The following is a 14,942-nucleotide window of genomic DNA, read 5'->3' on the forward strand; positions in this document are numbered from 1 at the left end:
ACGGCTACCACGGCCCGTCGATGGCCGCCCCCGGCTACGACCTGTACTACCTCAACGTCCTGGCCGGACCCGCCCCCACGCGGTCCATGGCCTTCTGCGACGACCCCCGGCACGCCTGGGTCCGCTCCTCCTGGGCGGACCAGCCGGTCGATCCACGGGTCCCCATGACGAAGGCGTCGCGATGAGGCTCACCCCGGCGCAGGCGCCCGAGCGCTTCCCGGCCGGTCGGCCGACGGACCGGACGTGACCAGCGGCCCTATTTCTGCGGCACGAGTTCCGGTTTCGGCTGGAAGCCCCTGGCCAGCGGCACGATCAGGGCCACCAGGACGGCGGCGGGCACGAACGCCGCCCGCGCGTCCATGGTGTCGTTGACGGTGCCGACCACGGCCGCGCCGACGAGGAAGCCGACGTAGTTGAACACGTTGACGCGCGCGATCGCCGTCTCGGCCCCGGCGCCGAGGCGGCCGGCCGCCGAGAACGACTGCGGCGCGATGACGGACAGGCCGACGCCGATCAGGCCGAACGACAGGACGGCCGATGTGACGCCGGGGGCGGCGACGACGCCGAGTGTGCCCACGGCCGCGATCACCGCGCCCACCCGGACGACCGGGGCCGGGCCGTACCTGCGCACGGCGAAGTCTCCGGGGACCCGCGCGAGGAGCATGGCCGCCTGGTAGACGAGGTAGGCGAAGGGCACCAGCCAGCCGCTCGCCGACAGCGCGCTCTCCATGTAGAGGGTGCTGTAGTTGGAGACCGCCGCGTCGCCGACGTAGAGGAACGCCATCGCCAGGCAGAGCGGGATGATCGGCCGCCACGGCACCCTGGCCGTCTGCGCGGCGCGCGCGGTCGCCCGCTCCCCGTCCCGGTCGTAGAGGCGGGGGAGCATGATCACGGAGATCGCGGCGCCGATCGCCACCGGGACGGAGAACGACCAGCCCAGGCCGGTGCCGAAAACGCTGAAGGCGGAGTTGAACCCGGCGCCCAGCATCGAGCCGACGCTCCACACGGCGTGGAAACCGGTGAGCACGCTCATGCCGTAGCGGCGTTCGACCGCGACCGCCTGCATGTTCATCGCCGCGTCCACCGCCCCGACGAACAGGCCGAACACCGCGCTGAGCAGGTAGAGCCCGATGAGCTGGGTGTTCCATCCCACAAGGGCCACGACCATGCAGACCCCCACCTGGGAGATCCGCAGGACCGGGCCGCTGCCGTACTTCGCGGCCAGCGGGCCGGCCACGACGCTCCCGACGCCGGCGATCACCGGGACGAGCAGCAGGACGAGGGTGAGGTCGCCGTCGCTCAGCCCGAACCTGTGCTGCAGGTCGATCACATGGGTGAGCAGGGTGGCGAAACAGAGGCCCTGGACGAAGAAGGCGGCCCAGGTCGCCACCCGTGCTTGCCTGTCGCGTGGGGTCGGCATCACGACCTCCAGAGAACATGAGGGGGGTTCAGGTTCTCGTCAGAGTAGGGGCGCCGTCTCCGGCGGTCAATGGCTGATCATCCGGGCCGTCGCGCCCGGCGTCCGGGGCGGCGTGGCCAGGTGCGGTCCGGGCGTCCCGGCAGGAGTGGTCGGGAGCGGTGTGCGCTTCCCGGCAGGAGTGGTCGGGCGTGTCCCGCGCGCCCCGGCCGCGCCCGGCGCTCCACCGTGATCGCCGGCACCGCCCTCTTCCGCCGCCATGTCGGCGGCCTTGCCACGCCGCTACGGCCCTGACAGCGATTATCGTCGAAGGGTGGACAGTTCCCCGCCCCCGTCGATCCGTAACTCCGGGCGCCTGCCGCGCCCCGGCGACCTGCGCGCCGGGGACGACGACAGAGCACGGGTGGCCGCCGTGCTGGGCGACGCGCTCGCCGACGGCCGGCTGGACCACGACGAGCACGAGGAGCGGCTCCAGACGCTCTACCGGGCCCGCACGCTGGGCGAGATCGCCGCGCTCACCGCCGACCTGCTCCCGCCCGAGGCGCAGCCGCTGCGGACCGACGTCCGCCCGGTGCTGGCCTTCTTCGGCTCGGACGAGCGCTCGGGCCGCTGGGTGGTGCCCACCCGTTTCTCCGCCACCGCGGTCTGCGCCAACGTCACGCTCGACCTGCGCGAGGCGCTGCTCCAGTCGGGCCACGTTACGCTCCAGGTCACCGTGATGGCCGCGACCCTCACGCTGATCGTCCCGGAGGGCGTCCGGATCGAGATGCCCGCCTCCGCCTTCATGGCGGGCAAGAAGAACCAGGTCCCGCCCTCGCCCGACGGACCGCTCATCGAGATCACCGGGATCGTCACCCTGGGCAACATCGTCGCCAAGTCGCCGAAGCGGCCCCGCCGCTCGTGGTTCCGCCGCTGAGCGGACGGGCCACGAGCGGCGCCGGGCCGGTCAGCTCGCGCTGTCGAAGTTGATCGCGCTGTAGGCGCGCAGCTTCCAGAGCTGGTGCTCGCTCTCGATCTTGCGGATCGTGCCGGAACGGCCGCGCATGACCAGGGAACTGGTGACGGCGCGGCCACCGCGGTAGCGGACGCCCTGCATGAGCTCGCCGTCGGTGATCCCGCTGGCCGCGAAGAACACGTCGTCGGAGCGGACCAGGTCGTCGGTGGTCAGCGTGGCGTCCAGGTCGAGGCCGGCGTCCAGCGCCCGGCGGCGCTCGGCGTCGTCCTGCGGCCACAGCCTGCCCTGGATGACGCCGCCCAGGCACTTGAGCGCGCAGGCCGCGATGATGCCCTCGGGGGTGCCGCCGATGCCGAGCATCAGGTCGACACCGGTGCCCGCGCGGGCGGCCATGATCGCTCCGGCCACGTCGCCGTCGGTGATGAGCTTGATCCGCGCCCCGGCCTCCCGGACCTCCTGAATGATCTTCTCGTGGCGCGGCCGGTCGAGGATGACCACGGTCACGTCCGACGGCTCGCCGCCCTTGGCCCGCGCCACCGCGGAGATGTTGTCGGCCACCGGCGCGTTGATGTCGACCGCCCCGGCGGCCTCGGGGCCGGTGACCAGCTTGTCCATGTAGAAGACGGCCGAGGGGTCGTACATCGAGCCGCGCTCGCTGACCGCGATGACCGAGATCCCGTTGGGCATGCCGAGCGCGGTCAGGCGGGTGCCGTCGATCGGGTCCACGGCCACGTCGCATTCGGCGCCGCTGCCGTCCCCGACGTGCTCGCCGTTGTAGAGCATCGGCGCGTTGTCCTTCTCGCCCTCGCCGATCACCACCACGCCGTTCATCGACACCGTGTTGATCAGCTGGCGCATCGCGTTCACCGCGGCGCCGTCGGCGCCGTTCTTGTCACCGCGCCCGACCCAGCGGGCCGCGGCCATCGCGGCCGCCTCGGTGACCCTGACCAGTTCGAGGGCCAGGTTGCGATCAGGTGCGTGTGCACCCGTGGCGAGCGCGGCAGGTACGGACGTCTGATCGGACATGACGAGGAGCCCCTCTCGTGGATTACTGCATCGATCGTAGTTGCCTCCCTCTTGCCGGGCGGCGAGGGATAATGTGCCCACCATGAGTAGCGACACGGAACGGCTGGTGACAGGCGTGGCTGCACGGACCTCCGAGCGGGGTGCCGCCACGCGCGTCGCGCTCCTCGCGGCCGCCAGGGAGGTCTTCGTCGCGAGCGGTTTCGCGGAGGCCGGTGTCACCGACGTGGTCGCCCGCGCCGGGGCGAGCGTCGGCAGCCTCTACCACCACTTCTCCGGCAAGGCCGATCTCTACCTGACGCTCTTCGACGACTTCCAGACCCGGCAGACCCAGCGGACCAAGCAGGCCGTCCAGGAGGCCCGGACCGGGGGCGAGGCCGACCCGATGCGGCTGTTCATCGCCGGCGCCCGCGCCTACCTGGAGGGCTGCTTCGCCGAGCGCGAGCTCGCCGCGCTGTTCCTGCGCGGTGACGGGCCCCCGGGGTTCGAGGTCATCATGCGCGACCGGCTGCGCCAGTGGGCCAAGCGCAACGCCGCCCTGTTCGAGGGCGACGAGGGCGCGCTGGTCGTGGTCCTCACCGGCGCGCTCGCCGCCGCCGTCTCCGAGGTCGCCCTGTCCGAGGACGAAGAGGCGTCCCGCAACCTCGCCGAGGACGTGCTCGCCATCGTCGGGCAGATCAGGCGCCCCTGAGACCGGACCGCGCCCCCGAGCGACTAGTCTCGACAGTCGTGGAACGGTTCACTCAGGGTTTCTACGGCTATGCGGTCGCGATGCTGGTCTGCCTCGCCGGCGTCGGCGTGTTCCTGCTGGTCACACCGCAGAGCAGGACCGAGCACATCCCCAAGGTCGACTTCTCGTTCGACGTGGCCAACATGCGCCGCGACGCGCCCTACCAGGTGTGGTCGCCGGATCAGGTGCCCGCCGGGTGGATCCCGACGAGCTCTCGGATGACCAAGGAGAAGGGCGCGGTCACCTGGAGGCTCGGCTTCGCCACCGCCAAGCGCTCCCACGCGATGCTCGCCCAGAGCGACGAGAGGCCCGCGGCCGAGTTCGCCAACCGGCTGGCCAACACCGGTGAGGTCACCGGCAGCGTCCAGATCGGCGGGGTGACCTGGGAGCAGCGCGTCCGCAAGGACAAGAACCAGCGCTCCCTCGTCCGGCTCCTGCCCGACGCCACGGTCGTCGTCACGGGCACCGCCCAGTGGGACGAGCTGTCGGCCCTGGCCGGATCCATCAAGCAGCAGACGCGGGTGACCTCCTAGGGGCCTGTCCGGGGCCCGGACCATGAGGTCGCGGACTCACCTGGGCGGTGCGACCCGGCCCTGACCGGGCGCGGTGACGATCGACGGACAGGACCGGCGCGCGGCGGCACGTGCTGTTCCCGCGGGCCGGCCACTGCGTGCGGAGCGAGGTCGACAACGGCGTCGGCGCGTACGGCACGGCGCTCCAGAGCTCGATCCGCCCCGCGCCGGACGCGTTCTTCGCCAACGGCCGCTCCGGCGACGTCAACGGCGCCGCCGTCACCTTCACCGGCGGCTCGACCGTCTCCGACGGCGCCATCGCCTCACGTCCCCGGGGCTCCGGCGACGGCGGCGCCTCGACCGAGGCCGACCCGTCCAGGCCGTACGCCCCCTGTCCAGGACGTACGCCGCCGTCCCAGGCCGTACGCCGCCGGACAGACCTCAGAAGGGCGCGTCCCCTGCGGGGTCGGGCTGCCGGCGCTGCGCCATGGCGGCGGCGAGCTTCACCCGGGCGCCCTGGAGCCACTCCTCGCACAGCGACGCCAGCCGCTCGCCGCGCTCCCACAGCTCGATCGACTGCTCCAGCGTCAGCCCGCCGGCCTCCAGGCGGCGGACCACCTCGGTCAGCTCCTCGCGTGCCTGCTCATACGACGGTGTCTTCTCATCGGCCACATCCCCACCCTAGAGTCACCCGCCGACACAAGAGGCGGATCACGGTCCTGGGACACTGCATGGATGAGCGTTCGTACCGCGACCCCCGAGGACATCCCCGAGCTGGTCCGCCTGCGTGAGATCCTGGCCGACCGGATGGCCCAGGACGGCAGCTACCCGGTCGACGGTCAGTGGCAGGACACCTACGCCGACAGCCTCAAGGAGAGGCTGGGCAGCGACGACACGGCCGTCTACGTGGTGGACGCCCCCGAGGGCGGGCTGGCCGCCTGCGGCATGGGTCTCATCTTCGAGCGCTTCCCCGGCCCCACCCTCGCCAACGGCCGCTGCGGCTACATCCAGGACATGACCACCGCCCCCGGCCACCGGCGCCGGGGACACAGCCGGGCCATCATGGCCAAGCTCATGGAGTGGTACCGCGACAGCGAGGTCCGCAGGGTGGACCTGCACGCCACCTCCGACGGCGAGTCGCTCTACCGGCAGTTCGGCTTCGTCGACGACGGCCTGCGCTACCCCTCGCTCACGTGGCTGAATCCCTCCTGACCGGCACCCTGTCGTCGGGGAAGCGGATCGTCAGCTCGGCGCCGGGGGCGACGTCGGCCGCCCGCCGTACGACCTCACCCGTGGGGCGCTGCACGATCGCGTAACCGCGCTCCAGGGTGGCGGCGGGGGACAGGGAGACCAGGCGGGCCCGCAGGTGCTCCAGGGAGTCCTGGGCGCGGTCCAGGGAGGCGGTCAGCGAGCGCCTCGCCCGGTCCCTGAGCTGCTCGGCCTGCTCGGCCCTGCGCTCGATCTCACGGACCGGGTCGGCCAGGGCGGGGCGGGAGCGGACCGCGGCCAGCCATGCCGTCTCGCGCTCCAGCCATCCGCCGGCCACCCGCCGGCCCCGGTCGCGGAGCTGGCGGATGAGCGTGAGCTGCTCGCCGACGTCCGGCACGACCTTCTTGGCCGCGTCCGTGGGGGTGGACGCCCGCACGTCGGCGACCAGGTCGAGCAGCGGGTTGTCCTGCTCGTGGCCGATGGCGCTGACCACCGGGGTCCGGCACGCCGCCACCGCCCGGACGAGCGCCTCGTCGGAGAAGGGCAGCAGGTCCTCCATCGACCCGCCGCCCCGCGCGATCACGATGACGTCGACCTCGCCGTCCGCGTCGAACTTCCGCAGAGCCTCGGTGACCTCGGTGACCGCGTACGGGCCCTGCACGGCCACCGGCTCGACCTTGAACCGCACCGCGGGCCAGCGGCGCCGCGAGTTCTCCAGCACGTCGCGCTCGGCGGCCGAGTCACGGCCGCAGATCAGCCCGATCGTGCCCGGCAGGAACGGCAGCCGCCGCTTGCGGTCGACTCCGAAGAGCCCCTCGGCGGCGAGCACCTGGCGCAGCCGCTCCAGCCTGGCCAGCAGCTCGCCGACGCCGACCGGGCGCATCTCCAGGGCGGTGAACGCGAAGGAGCCCTTGTTCACCCAGAAGTCCGGCTTCAGGTGCATGACGACCCGGGCGCCGTCCACCGGCCGGGGGACGGTCGCCTCGTAGACGCCACGGGGGCAGGTGACCCGGGCCGAGACGTTGGCCACGGGGTCACGCAACGTCAGGAACACCGTGCCGCCGCGGGCGGTCAGCTCGGTGATCTGCCCCTCCACCCAGACGGTGCCGAGTTTGCCGATCCAGCCGCCGACCATCTGCAGCACGGTGCGGACCGGGAGCGGCTGTTCCGGGGTGGTCTTCGAGGTCATGGTCGGGAGCCTACGCGCAAGCTGCGGTTATCCGGCCGCCTCCAGCTTGGCCAGCCGGTTCTCGTACATCCGCACGACCTCCGGACGGGCGGTGGTGGCCCGCTCGTAGTCGATGAGCTCCTGGATCTGCTCGGCCGTCTTGCCGCGCATCCGGGCGCGCAGGGACGCGATCGACAGCTGGCCGTAGCCGGGCATCGGCTCGGCGGGGACGGCGACCGCCTCGGGGACCGGCGTGGCCACCGGAGGCTCGGCGACCCTGGTCTCCGTGACCTCGACCAGCGCGGCGTCGGCCGCCTCGGGCTTGACGACCTCGACCTCCGTGACCTCCACCTTCGCGGCCGCGGGCTGGGAGACGGCGGCCTCTGCGGCCTTGGGCTCCGCGGTCTTGGACTTGGTCTTGGGCGCGGCGGTCTTGGGCTCGGCCTCTGCGGTGTCGGTCTCGACAGGCTTGGCCTCGGGGGTGGTGGCCTCGGGCTCTGCGGGCTTGGCTTCGGCGGTCTCAGCCTTGACCGGCTCGGCGGCCTTGACCTCTGCGGGCTTGGCCTCGGGGGCGGCGGTCTTGGGCTCGGCCTCTGCGGTGTCGGTCTCGACAGGCTTGGCCTCGGGCTCGGCGGGCTTGGCCTTGGGCTTGGCGGGGGCGAAGATGACCGGCTCGGGGCGGGACTTGACGCCGTTGGTCTCGGGCGTGATCTCCTTGGTGGAGGCGCTCTCCGGGCGGGGGGCGAAGATGACCGGCTCGCGGCGGGCCGGCTTGTCCTCGGTCTTGTCGTCCTTGGCGGACTCGGCCGGCTCGTCGGCGGTCTGCGTGGACTCCTCTTCGTCCTGCTGGCCGATGCGCTTGATCGTGCTCCGCACGCGGTCGCCGATCAGCAGGGCCTGGCCGACCCCGCTCAGCGCGGACTGCAGCACGTAGAGCGGCAGGTCCTTCGCCTTCTCCTTGAACCCTTCGCGGCTGGAGAGCGCCTCGCGGACATTTCTGGTGACATTACGGAGGATGTCGGGGACTGCCATGTCGTCTCCCTGGGAGGTCTGTTTTAGGCGTCTAGTCTCGCAAGACTGTGCCGTATGAGGTCATAGGACGCGTGGGCGGCCCAGCGGACACTCCACGTAGCATAAGAACATGACTTCAGAGACCCCCGCGACCCGACGTGTGCTTGTGGCTAGACCCCGTGGCTACTGCGCAGGGGTCGATCGAGCGGTCGAGGCCGTGGAGAAGGCCCTTGAGCAGTACGGCGCGCCGATCTACGTCCGCAAGCAGATCGTCCACAACACCCATGTGGTCAAGACGCTGGAGGAGCGGGGAGCGATCTTCGTCGAGGAGACCGAGCAGGTCCCCGAGGGCGCGATCGTGGTCTTCTCCGCCCACGGGGTCTCTCCGGCGGTCCACCAGGAGGCCGCCCGGCGCAGCCTGAAGACGATCGACGCCACCTGCCCGCTGGTGACCAAGGTGCACAACGAGGCCAGGCGCTTCGCCTCCCAGGACTACGACATCCTGCTCATCGGCCACGAGGGCCACGAGGAGGTCGAGGGCACCGCCGGCGAGGCGCCCGACCACATCCAGCTCGTCGACGGCCTCGACTCGGTCGACGCCGTCCGGGTGAAGGACCCCGACCGGCTGGTGTGGCTGTCGCAGACCACGCTGTCGGTGGACGAGACGGTCGAGACGGTCTCCCGGCTCAAGGAGCGTTTCCCGAACCTCATCGACCCGCCGAGCGACGACATCTGCTACGCCACCCAGAACCGCCAGATCGCGGTGAAGGAGATCGCCGCCCAGGCCCAGCTCGTCATCGTCGTGGGCTCCGAGAACTCCTCCAACTCCAAGCGGCTGGTCGAGGTCGCCCTCGACCACGGAGCCGACGCCTCCTACCTGGTCGACGACGCCTCGCTCATCAAGGACGAGTGGCTCGACGGCGTCACCACGGTCGGTGTGACGAGCGGCGCCTCGGTCCCGGATGAGCTCGTCACCGGCGTCCTGGCCCGCCTCGCCACGCACGGCTTCGACGACGTCGAGGAGGTCGAGTCGGTCAAGGAGAGCGTCCGCTTCGCCCTCCCGCACGAGCTGCGCAAGGACCTGCGCGCCACCGTCTGAACCGCCCTCCCCGCTCCGTACGGCGGCGCCGCGTGCCGCCGTACGGACGTCCTCAGCCTGAGGTCCTCCGCCGGTCCACGGTCCCTCGCCGGCCGTGCCGTGCGCCCGCGGCGGCCGTGCCGCGCGATCGCCGACCGGGCCGTGGCCTACGGCGGCCCGGCCCGCGGCTACTGGCCTTCGCGGGGCGTGCCGTACACCTTGGGCTCGAAGTAGCCTTCGGGCTCGGGGGCGTAGCCGACGCTGTCGCCGCTCCTCGGGCGGGGAATGTCGGGGCCGGCGGCCCGCAGCTCCTCGCGCAGGTCGCGGACGCACTGGGCCAGGCCGCGCCGCCAGGCCACGACCAGGACCAGGAGCGAGCCGCCGAACAGCCACGGGGCGCCGGCCGACAGCTTGGTCAGCATGCCCAGGCCGAACGCCTGGACCGGTGAGGCCGCGCCCAGGGCCCGGACCGCCTCGGCGACCAGCGTGGCCGCGAAGAAGATCAACGGTGGTGACACCACCAGCGAGAGCAGGTCGCGCCGGTTCACCAGCGACACCGCCGCCGCGCAACCGGCCACGAACGCCAGGCCGGTCAGCACCGGCAGGCCGAGCAGCGCCTGCGCGACACTGCCCGCCAGCGTGAACACCAGCACGGACGCCACCGCGCCCCGGGCGGTCAGCCGGATGCCGGCACTCCGCTTCTGCTCACTCACGCGCTCACCCCGCCAAGCGGCTGCCCGTCGCCTCGATCGTCCACCAGTCGTCCCCCTCGACCTCGGCCCCTCATCGCCAACCCCCTCCGCTCCGCCTCCAGTGTCCGGCCGACGGCGTCTTCGGGGAACGGCTTTCAGGGCAGGTCGTTCGCCAACTTACCGTTCAGCCGGGAGATGGGGGACGAGCTTGCGCCCTCTTCTTCCAGTAGTTCGGGCGAGGTCAGCGCGCGCGGCAGGCCCTCGACCGTGCCGGGCCTGTCCAGCTCGGTCTCGACCAGCCCCAGGTCGTTCAGCTTGCGCGCGCTCACCAGCACCCGGGTCTCCAGGGAGCCGACCGTCCGGTTGTAGGACTCGACCGCCCTGCTCAGCGACCGTCCCATCGTCTCCATGTTCCGCCCCATGGCGCCCAGCCGTTCGTAGAGCTCCTTGCCGAGCTCGAAGACCGCCCGCGCGTTCTCGCTGAGCGCGGCCTGCTGCCAGGCGTACTGCGCGGTGCGGAGCATGGTGATCAGCGTGGTGGGCGTGGCGATGTGGACCCGCCGCCGCATGGCGTACTCCAGCAGGGCGGGGTCGCGTTCCAGGGCCGGGGCCAGGAACGCCTCGCCGGGGATGAAGAGCACCATGAACTCCGGCGCCGGGCTGAACGCCTGCCAGTAGGCCTTGGACGCGAGCCGGTCCACGTGCTCGCGCACGTGCCGGGCGTGGGAGTCGAGCCGGGCCGACTGGTGGTCGGGGTCGCCGGACTCGGCGGCCTCCAGGTAGGCGGCCAGGGAGACCTTGGAGTCGACCACGATGTTCTTGCCGCCGGCCAGCCGCACGATCATGTCCGGCCGGAGCACGCCGTCGGCGGTGGTGACGCTGGCCTGCTCGTCGAAGTCGCAGTATCGCTGCATCCCGGCGATCTCGGCGACCCTGCGGAGCTGGAGCTCCCCCCACCGGCCCCGGGCCTCCGGGCGCTGCAGGGCGCGCACCAGCGCGGTCGTCTGGACGCGGAGCCGGTCGTTGCTCTCCCGGACCACGTCGATGTGCTTGGCCAGCTCGGCGTGGGCGGCCCGCTGGCCCGACTGGGTGTCGCGCAGTTGCGCCTCGACACGGGCCAGGGTGTCCTTCAACGGCTCGATCAGGTGCTCGACGGCCTGCTTGCGCTGCTCCAGCTCCCCGGCGGCCTCGGCGCGGCCGGCGGCCAGCCGGGTCTCGGCCAGCTCCAGGAACCGCAGGTTGTTGACGTCGAGCGCGCGGGCCGACAGGGCCTGGAACCGCTCGGCCAGCTGCCCTTCGACGTAGGCGACCTTCTCCTCGGCGGCCTTGGCGCGGGCCTCGGCCTCGGCCAGGCGCGTCACGATGTCCGCTGCTCCCGAGGAGGCACGCGCCCGGCCCAGCAGGAACCCGATCGCGAGTCCCGCGGCGAGTCCCACGGCGAGCTGGAAAGCGAGTGCCATGACATCCACCCCGGAATGATCGCAGGCCCGGTGGCTCCTGGCTGCCCGACACGCCTTCCGGATCGATTCCGGCATTTCGCCCGTGTCATTACATTTCGCCCGCCAGGCCCCGCGGACGCCGGCGGCCGCGGCCGTCCACCGGCCCGTGACGTGCCTGCGGCGGGTAGCACTGGGTGATTCCCCGTAAACTCGGCTTACGTGAGCCTGAGTATCGGCATCGTCGGATTGCCCAACGTCGGTAAGTCAACGCTTTTCAACGCGCTGACGAAGACCGCCAACGCCCTGGCGGCGAACTATCCGTTCGCCACCATCGAGCCCAACGTGGGCATCGTCGGCGTCCCCGACCCGCGTCTGGAGAAGCTGGCCGAGATATTCGGCTCCGCGAAGCTCCTGCCCGCGAAGGTCGAGTTCGTCGACATCGCCGGACTGGTCCGCGGCGCCTCGGAGGGGCAGGGACGGGGTAACCAGTTCCTCGCCAACATCCGCGAGACCGACGCCATCTGCCAGGTCATCCGGGTCTTCACCGACCCCGACGTGACCCACGTGGACGGTGAGGTCGCCCCCGAGCGCGACATCGAGACGATCAACACCGAGCTGATCCTCGCCGACCTGCAGACGCTGGAGAAGGCGATCCCCCGGCTCCAGAAGGAGTCGAGGACCAACAAGGACCGCAAGGCCACGCTGGAGGCCGCGGAGGCGGCGGTCAAGCTCCTCGACGGCGGCGCCACCCTCTACGCCGGGGCCAAGGGCGCCGGGATCGACGTGGCCGACCTGCGCGAGCTGCACCTGCTGACCGCCAAGCCGTTCCTCTACGTCTTCAACCTCGACGCCGACGAGCTGGTGGACGAGGAGCTGCGGGCCCGGCTGTCGGCGATCGTGGCTCCGGCCGAGGCCGTCTTCCTGGACGCCAAGATCGAGTCCGAGCTCGTCGAGCTCCCCGACGACGAGGCGCTGGAGCTCCTGCAGTCCGTCGGGCAGGAGGAGTCCGGCCTGTCCCAGCTCGCCCGCGTCGGGTTCGAGACCCTCGGCCTGCAGACCTATCTGACCGCCGGTCCCAAGGAGACCCGGGCCTGGACGATCCGCAAGGGCGCCACCGCTCCGGAGGCGGCCGGGGTCATCCACACCGACTTCCAGCGCGGCTTCATCAAGGCGGAGATCGTCTCCTTCGACGAGCTGGTGGAGGCGGGTTCCATCGCCGCCGCCCGTCAGGTGGGCAAGGCCCGCATCGAGGGCAAGGACTACGTGATGCGCGACGGCGACGTCGTGGAGTTCCGCTTCAACGTCTGACGGCTCACGCGTGAGAGAACGGGCCTGGTCCTCTGACCAGGCCCGTTCCTCATATGGTGACACTGTGTGATGCATTCCGAGTTAAATGCGCAGGTCGCGACAGTCTCGGCGCCGTTTGGATAGCAATGCGTGGCCTTTGAGTAATCGGGTTACCCGCCGAGCAGGCATAACGTGCTTTCTTGGCGATGTGCACAGGTGGCGGGTCCGGCCGAGTTCCAGACCGGGTTTGCTCAGTCACGACGATGCCTGCAGCATAGGCGTGGCTTTCCTGGAACAATCGGCGGGGCGGTTAGAGTAAGTGCTTGACCATGGTTAACGGGGTCGGGAGTAATACGACACCGCGCCAACCGGGGGATGGGCGCGAGCGGAGGCAAGATGGCTCGAAGGGCAACGGTCCAGCGTGATCCTCGGATCGCTGGCGACCCTGAGCTGTCGGCATACCCGGAGGAGCCCTACGGCCCCGAGTCCGACGGCGCTCCGGCCCGAGGGCGGGGCGCGCCGGGCCGGGCCCGCTGGTCCGGCGGAGGCGGTCGCTGGCTGGTGTGGACCGGCCGCGCCGTGCTCTGGGCATTAATAGTGGTCATCGTGGTGAACGGGGTCCGTGCGCCTTTCGAACGCTTCACCCGGCAGAACACCGCAGGTGGGGCGGCCGCCGTTCCGGCGGACACCGAATTTCCGCTCAGCCGGGCCACCTCTTTCGCCAGCCAGTTCGCCGCCGTGTATCTGAATTTCGAGGCCGTCCGCTCCCAGGAAAGGGCCTCCCGGCTAGCGCCTTACCTGCCCGACGGCGCCGAGCCGCAGTTCGGCTGGGACGGAGTCGGCCGGATGGCCGCCGGCGCGGTGCAGCCGTACGGCACGGAAATCGTCGACCGGGAGAATGCGGTCGTGACCCTGGCCTTCCAGTCGGGAAGCCGCCGTCAGCTCCTGTCCGTGCCGGTGTTCCACGACAGCCGGACCGACAGGTTCGTGGTCTCCGGGCGGCCGGGCATCCTTCCCGCGCCGACCCCGGCGAACCTGCCCCCGGTGCCCGAGGGCGAGGGCGACGAGGCCGCCGAGGCCGAGCTCCGCACGCCCCTGGCCGACTTCTTCAAGGCCTACGCCGCCGGCGACAACGCCTCCCTGCAGCGCTACGCCGCCGCCGGGGTCACCCTGGAGGGGTTCGGCGGCGCGTTCACCCTCGTCGAGCTCAAGGACCTCGCCGTCCCTCTCGTCGGCGGCGCGACCCGGGAGGTCACCGCGACGGTCGTGTGGGGTGTGCCCTCGGGCGTGGCCCCCTCGGCCGAGCCCACCCCGTCCGACCCCGGTGACATGAGCGGCAAGCTTGAGCAGGCCTACCTGCTCACCGTGGTCAAGCAGGGCGACAAGTGGTTCGTCAAGGACATCCGAGGCGCGAAACGGTCTGTGGGGTAACACATGATCGAATGGTGCCGGTCCGCAGTGAACAGACCCCCCCTGATCAGTGAATCGGCGGTGGGCGGGTCCGGGCATGCGTGTCGCGGGTCCGTGGCCGCCCGGCGAGCACGATCATGAGCACGGAGGACGAGAAGTGATCCTGAAGACCATCCTGCTGAGCGCGATGGACCTCGCCCAGCCGACCGGTGCTCCGACGGGTGTCAACACCGAGGGACTGGCCGACTTCCTCCGCAAGTTCTTCGCCCCGCTCTTCCTCGTCGTCGTCTCCGTCGTCGCGCTCTTCTTCCTCTTCACCCGTGAGATCACCAGGTTCGTGCAGTTCATCATCCTCGCGGTGGCCATCGGAGTGATCTTCTACGTGCCCAACATCATCGAGGTGACGGCCAAGGCGATCGCGGGCGCGCTGGGCATCACGGGGGGTTGAGATCGCGCGTAGCGGTCAAAGAACGAGGGCGGAGAGGAGGAGCGTGTGGACCTGCCCACGTATACCAATATCTGGCGGATCGAGAAACGGCTCTACAAGCTGTACGACCTACGGCTGCCGATGCCGCTTCCGATCGTCTGGATCGGTGTGTTCGTGGGCGTGGTGGTGCCCTGGTCGCTGGTGCTCTACCTGCTGGGCCTGCCCTTCGACGCGCCCTGGCACGTGGTCTACCTCGTGCCGCCCGGCATCGTCACCTGGCTCTCCACCAGGCCGGTGATCGAGAGCAAGAGGCTCACCGAGCTGCTCCAGTCGCAGGTGCGTTACGTGGGTGAGCCGCGCACCTGGTGCCGGATGGCCCCCACCGCCGAGCCCTCGGAGATCAGCCTCACCGGCCGGGTCTGGCGGGCCGCACCCGGGCAGGCCGCACCGGCCCGGGCCAAGGTCTCCCGCAGGGTCCGGCACGCCCAGCGGCGACCTGGTTCAAGGGCGGCTCCGAGCTCGGCGTGCTGGACCTGGGCTATCTCGCCCGTCCCGCCGGGAAGGTCGGCAAGTCCGGGAAGTCC

At 71.2% G+C, this 14,942-nt stretch carries 17 protein-coding genes and 1 pseudogene; 11 read left to right on the plus strand and 7 right to left on the minus strand.

Features of this window, described 5'->3' with window-relative positions:
• Positions 1 to 185, plus strand: a 185-nt coding sequence (locus ACWDS7_RS37805) for a 5-deoxy-glucuronate isomerase (RefSeq protein ID WP_399965167.1), incomplete at its 5' end; no start/stop codon positions are given.
• Between the two features lie 71 nt (positions 186 to 256).
• On the opposite strand, the gene ACWDS7_RS37810 is transcribed toward ACWDS7_RS37805, so the two are convergent.
• Positions 257 to 1,420, minus strand: coding sequence for an MFS transporter (locus ACWDS7_RS37810; protein ID WP_451933171.1), 1,164 nt, complete (start codon positions 1,418 to 1,420; stop codon positions 257 to 259).
• Positions 1,421 to 1,730: 310 nt separating this feature from the next.
• On the opposite strand from ACWDS7_RS37810, the gene ACWDS7_RS37815 reads away from it, so the two are divergent.
• Positions 1,731 to 2,333, plus strand: coding sequence for a DUF1707 SHOCT-like domain-containing protein (locus ACWDS7_RS37815; RefSeq protein WP_306863940.1), 603 nt, complete (start codon positions 1,731 to 1,733; stop codon positions 2,331 to 2,333).
• 30 nt (positions 2,334 to 2,363) lie between these two features.
• Here the strand turns inward: ACWDS7_RS37815 and glpX are convergent, their stop codons facing one another.
• Positions 2,364 to 3,398, minus strand: coding sequence for a class II fructose-bisphosphatase (gene glpX, locus ACWDS7_RS37820; RefSeq protein WP_306863942.1), 1,035 nt, complete (start codon positions 3,396 to 3,398; stop codon positions 2,364 to 2,366).
• A gap of 82 nt (positions 3,399 to 3,480) precedes the next feature.
• Between glpX and ACWDS7_RS37825 the strand changes: the two genes are divergently transcribed.
• The 3 genes and pseudogenes from ACWDS7_RS37825 to ACWDS7_RS37835 all read left to right on the plus strand — a co-directional run.
• On the plus strand, positions 3,481 to 4,086 hold the full coding sequence (locus ACWDS7_RS37825; protein WP_451933172.1) for a TetR/AcrR family transcriptional regulator: 606 nt from the start codon (positions 3,481 to 3,483) through the stop codon (positions 4,084 to 4,086).
• 38 nt (positions 4,087 to 4,124) lie between these two features.
• On the plus strand, positions 4,125 to 4,658 hold the full coding sequence (locus ACWDS7_RS37830) for a DUF4245 domain-containing protein (protein WP_306863948.1): 534 nt from the start codon (positions 4,125 to 4,127) through the stop codon (positions 4,656 to 4,658).
• A 92-nt stretch (positions 4,659 to 4,750) separates the two neighbouring features.
• Positions 4,751 to 4,900: pseudogene (locus ACWDS7_RS37835) on the plus strand (M9 family metallopeptidase N-terminal domain-containing protein); the annotation flags it as partial.
• A gap of 178 nt (positions 4,901 to 5,078) precedes the next feature.
• Here the strand turns inward: ACWDS7_RS37835 and ACWDS7_RS37840 are convergent.
• Positions 5,079 to 5,309, minus strand: a complete 231-nt coding sequence (locus ACWDS7_RS37840) for an exodeoxyribonuclease VII small subunit (protein ID WP_306863952.1) — start codon at positions 5,307 to 5,309, stop codon at positions 5,079 to 5,081.
• A 63-nt stretch (positions 5,310 to 5,372) separates the two neighbouring features.
• On the opposite strand from ACWDS7_RS37840, the gene ACWDS7_RS37845 reads away from it, so the two are divergent.
• Positions 5,373 to 5,849: a GNAT family N-acetyltransferase gene (locus ACWDS7_RS37845; RefSeq protein WP_451933173.1), complete on the plus strand. Its 477-nt coding sequence runs from the start codon at positions 5,373 to 5,375 to the stop codon at positions 5,847 to 5,849.
• Here ACWDS7_RS37845 and xseA read toward each other — a convergent pair.
• Together xseA and ACWDS7_RS37855 are read right to left on the minus strand one after the other, a co-directional pair.
• Positions 5,827 to 7,035 (minus strand): exodeoxyribonuclease VII large subunit, encoded by a 1,209-nt coding sequence (xseA, locus tag ACWDS7_RS37850; protein ID WP_306863957.1) that lies wholly within the window; start codon positions 7,033 to 7,035, stop codon positions 5,827 to 5,829. The two genes, ACWDS7_RS37845 and xseA, sit on opposite strands and share 23 nt — an antisense overlap.
• 27 nt (positions 7,036 to 7,062) lie before the next feature.
• A complete protein-coding gene (locus tag ACWDS7_RS37855) occupies positions 7,063 to 8,046 on the minus strand; it encodes a hypothetical protein (RefSeq protein WP_451933174.1) in 984 nt (327 codons plus the stop codon).
• Positions 8,047 to 8,155: 109 nt separating this feature from the next.
• On the opposite strand from ACWDS7_RS37855, the gene ACWDS7_RS37860 reads away from it, so the two are divergent.
• Positions 8,156 to 9,124 (plus strand): 4-hydroxy-3-methylbut-2-enyl diphosphate reductase, encoded by a 969-nt coding sequence (locus ACWDS7_RS37860; protein ID WP_451933175.1) that lies wholly within the window; start codon positions 8,156 to 8,158, stop codon positions 9,122 to 9,124.
• Positions 9,125 to 9,291: 167 nt separating this feature from the next.
• Here the strand turns inward: ACWDS7_RS37860 and ACWDS7_RS37865 are convergent, their stop codons facing one another.
• Entirely contained in the window at positions 9,292 to 9,816 is a 525-nt protein-coding gene (locus tag ACWDS7_RS37865) for a DUF6542 domain-containing protein (protein ID WP_306863963.1), read from the minus strand.
• Between the two features lie 134 nt (positions 9,817 to 9,950).
• The gene (locus ACWDS7_RS37870; RefSeq protein WP_451933176.1) at positions 9,951 to 11,255 is read right to left on the minus strand and encodes a DNA recombination protein RmuC; all 1,305 of its coding nucleotides are present in this window, start codon (positions 11,253 to 11,255) and stop codon (positions 9,951 to 9,953) included.
• A gap of 198 nt (positions 11,256 to 11,453) precedes the next feature.
• On the opposite strand from ACWDS7_RS37870, the gene ychF reads away from it, so the two are divergent.
• From ychF to ACWDS7_RS37890, 4 genes are all read left to right on the plus strand, one after another.
• Complete coding sequence (gene ychF / locus ACWDS7_RS37875; RefSeq protein WP_306863969.1) at positions 11,454 to 12,542, plus strand: redox-regulated ATPase YchF; 1,089 nt, start codon at positions 11,454 to 11,456, stop codon at positions 12,540 to 12,542.
• Between the two features lie 375 nt (positions 12,543 to 12,917).
• Positions 12,918 to 13,952 (plus strand): conjugal transfer protein, encoded by a 1,035-nt coding sequence (locus ACWDS7_RS37880; RefSeq protein WP_306863971.1) that lies wholly within the window; start codon positions 12,918 to 12,920, stop codon positions 13,950 to 13,952.
• 166 nt (positions 13,953 to 14,118) lie between these two features.
• Complete coding sequence (locus ACWDS7_RS37885) at positions 14,119 to 14,379, plus strand: hypothetical protein (protein ID WP_306875523.1); 261 nt, start codon at positions 14,119 to 14,121, stop codon at positions 14,377 to 14,379.
• A gap of 45 nt (positions 14,380 to 14,424) precedes the next feature.
• A partial coding sequence (locus ACWDS7_RS37890; protein ID WP_451933177.1) for a TcpE family conjugal transfer membrane protein occupies positions 14,425 to 14,942 on the plus strand: 518 nt, incomplete at its 3' end.

It is taken from the genome of Streptosporangium sp. NPDC003464, assembly GCF_053588315.1.

Coding starts and splice junctions, on each gene's coding strand:
- ACWDS7_RS37825 (WP_451933172.1), top strand. CDS start 3,481: ATGAGTAGCGACACGGAACGGCTGGTGACAGGCGTGGCTGCACGGACC.
- ACWDS7_RS37870 (WP_451933176.1), bottom strand. CDS start 11,255: ATGGCACTCGCTTTCCAGCTCGCCGTGGGACTCGCCGCGGGACTCGCG.
- ACWDS7_RS37810 (WP_451933171.1), bottom strand. CDS start 1,420: ATGCCGACCCCACGCGACAGGCAAGCACGGGTGGCGACCTGGGCCGCC.
- ACWDS7_RS37880 (WP_306863971.1), top strand. CDS start 12,918: ATGGCTCGAAGGGCAACGGTCCAGCGTGATCCTCGGATCGCTGGCGAC.
- ACWDS7_RS37845 (WP_451933173.1), top strand. CDS start 5,373: ATGAGCGTTCGTACCGCGACCCCCGAGGACATCCCCGAGCTGGTCCGC.
- ACWDS7_RS37860 (WP_451933175.1), top strand. CDS start 8,156: ATGACTTCAGAGACCCCCGCGACCCGACGTGTGCTTGTGGCTAGACCC.
- glpX (WP_306863942.1), bottom strand. CDS start 3,398: ATGTCCGATCAGACGTCCGTACCTGCCGCGCTCGCCACGGGTGCACAC.
- xseA (WP_306863957.1), bottom strand. CDS start 7,035: ATGACCTCGAAGACCACCCCGGAACAGCCGCTCCCGGTCCGCACCGTG.
- ACWDS7_RS37885 (WP_306875523.1), top strand. CDS start 14,119: ATGGACCTCGCCCAGCCGACCGGTGCTCCGACGGGTGTCAACACCGAG.
- ACWDS7_RS37855 (WP_451933174.1), bottom strand. CDS start 8,046: ATGGCAGTCCCCGACATCCTCCGTAATGTCACCAGAAATGTCCGCGAG.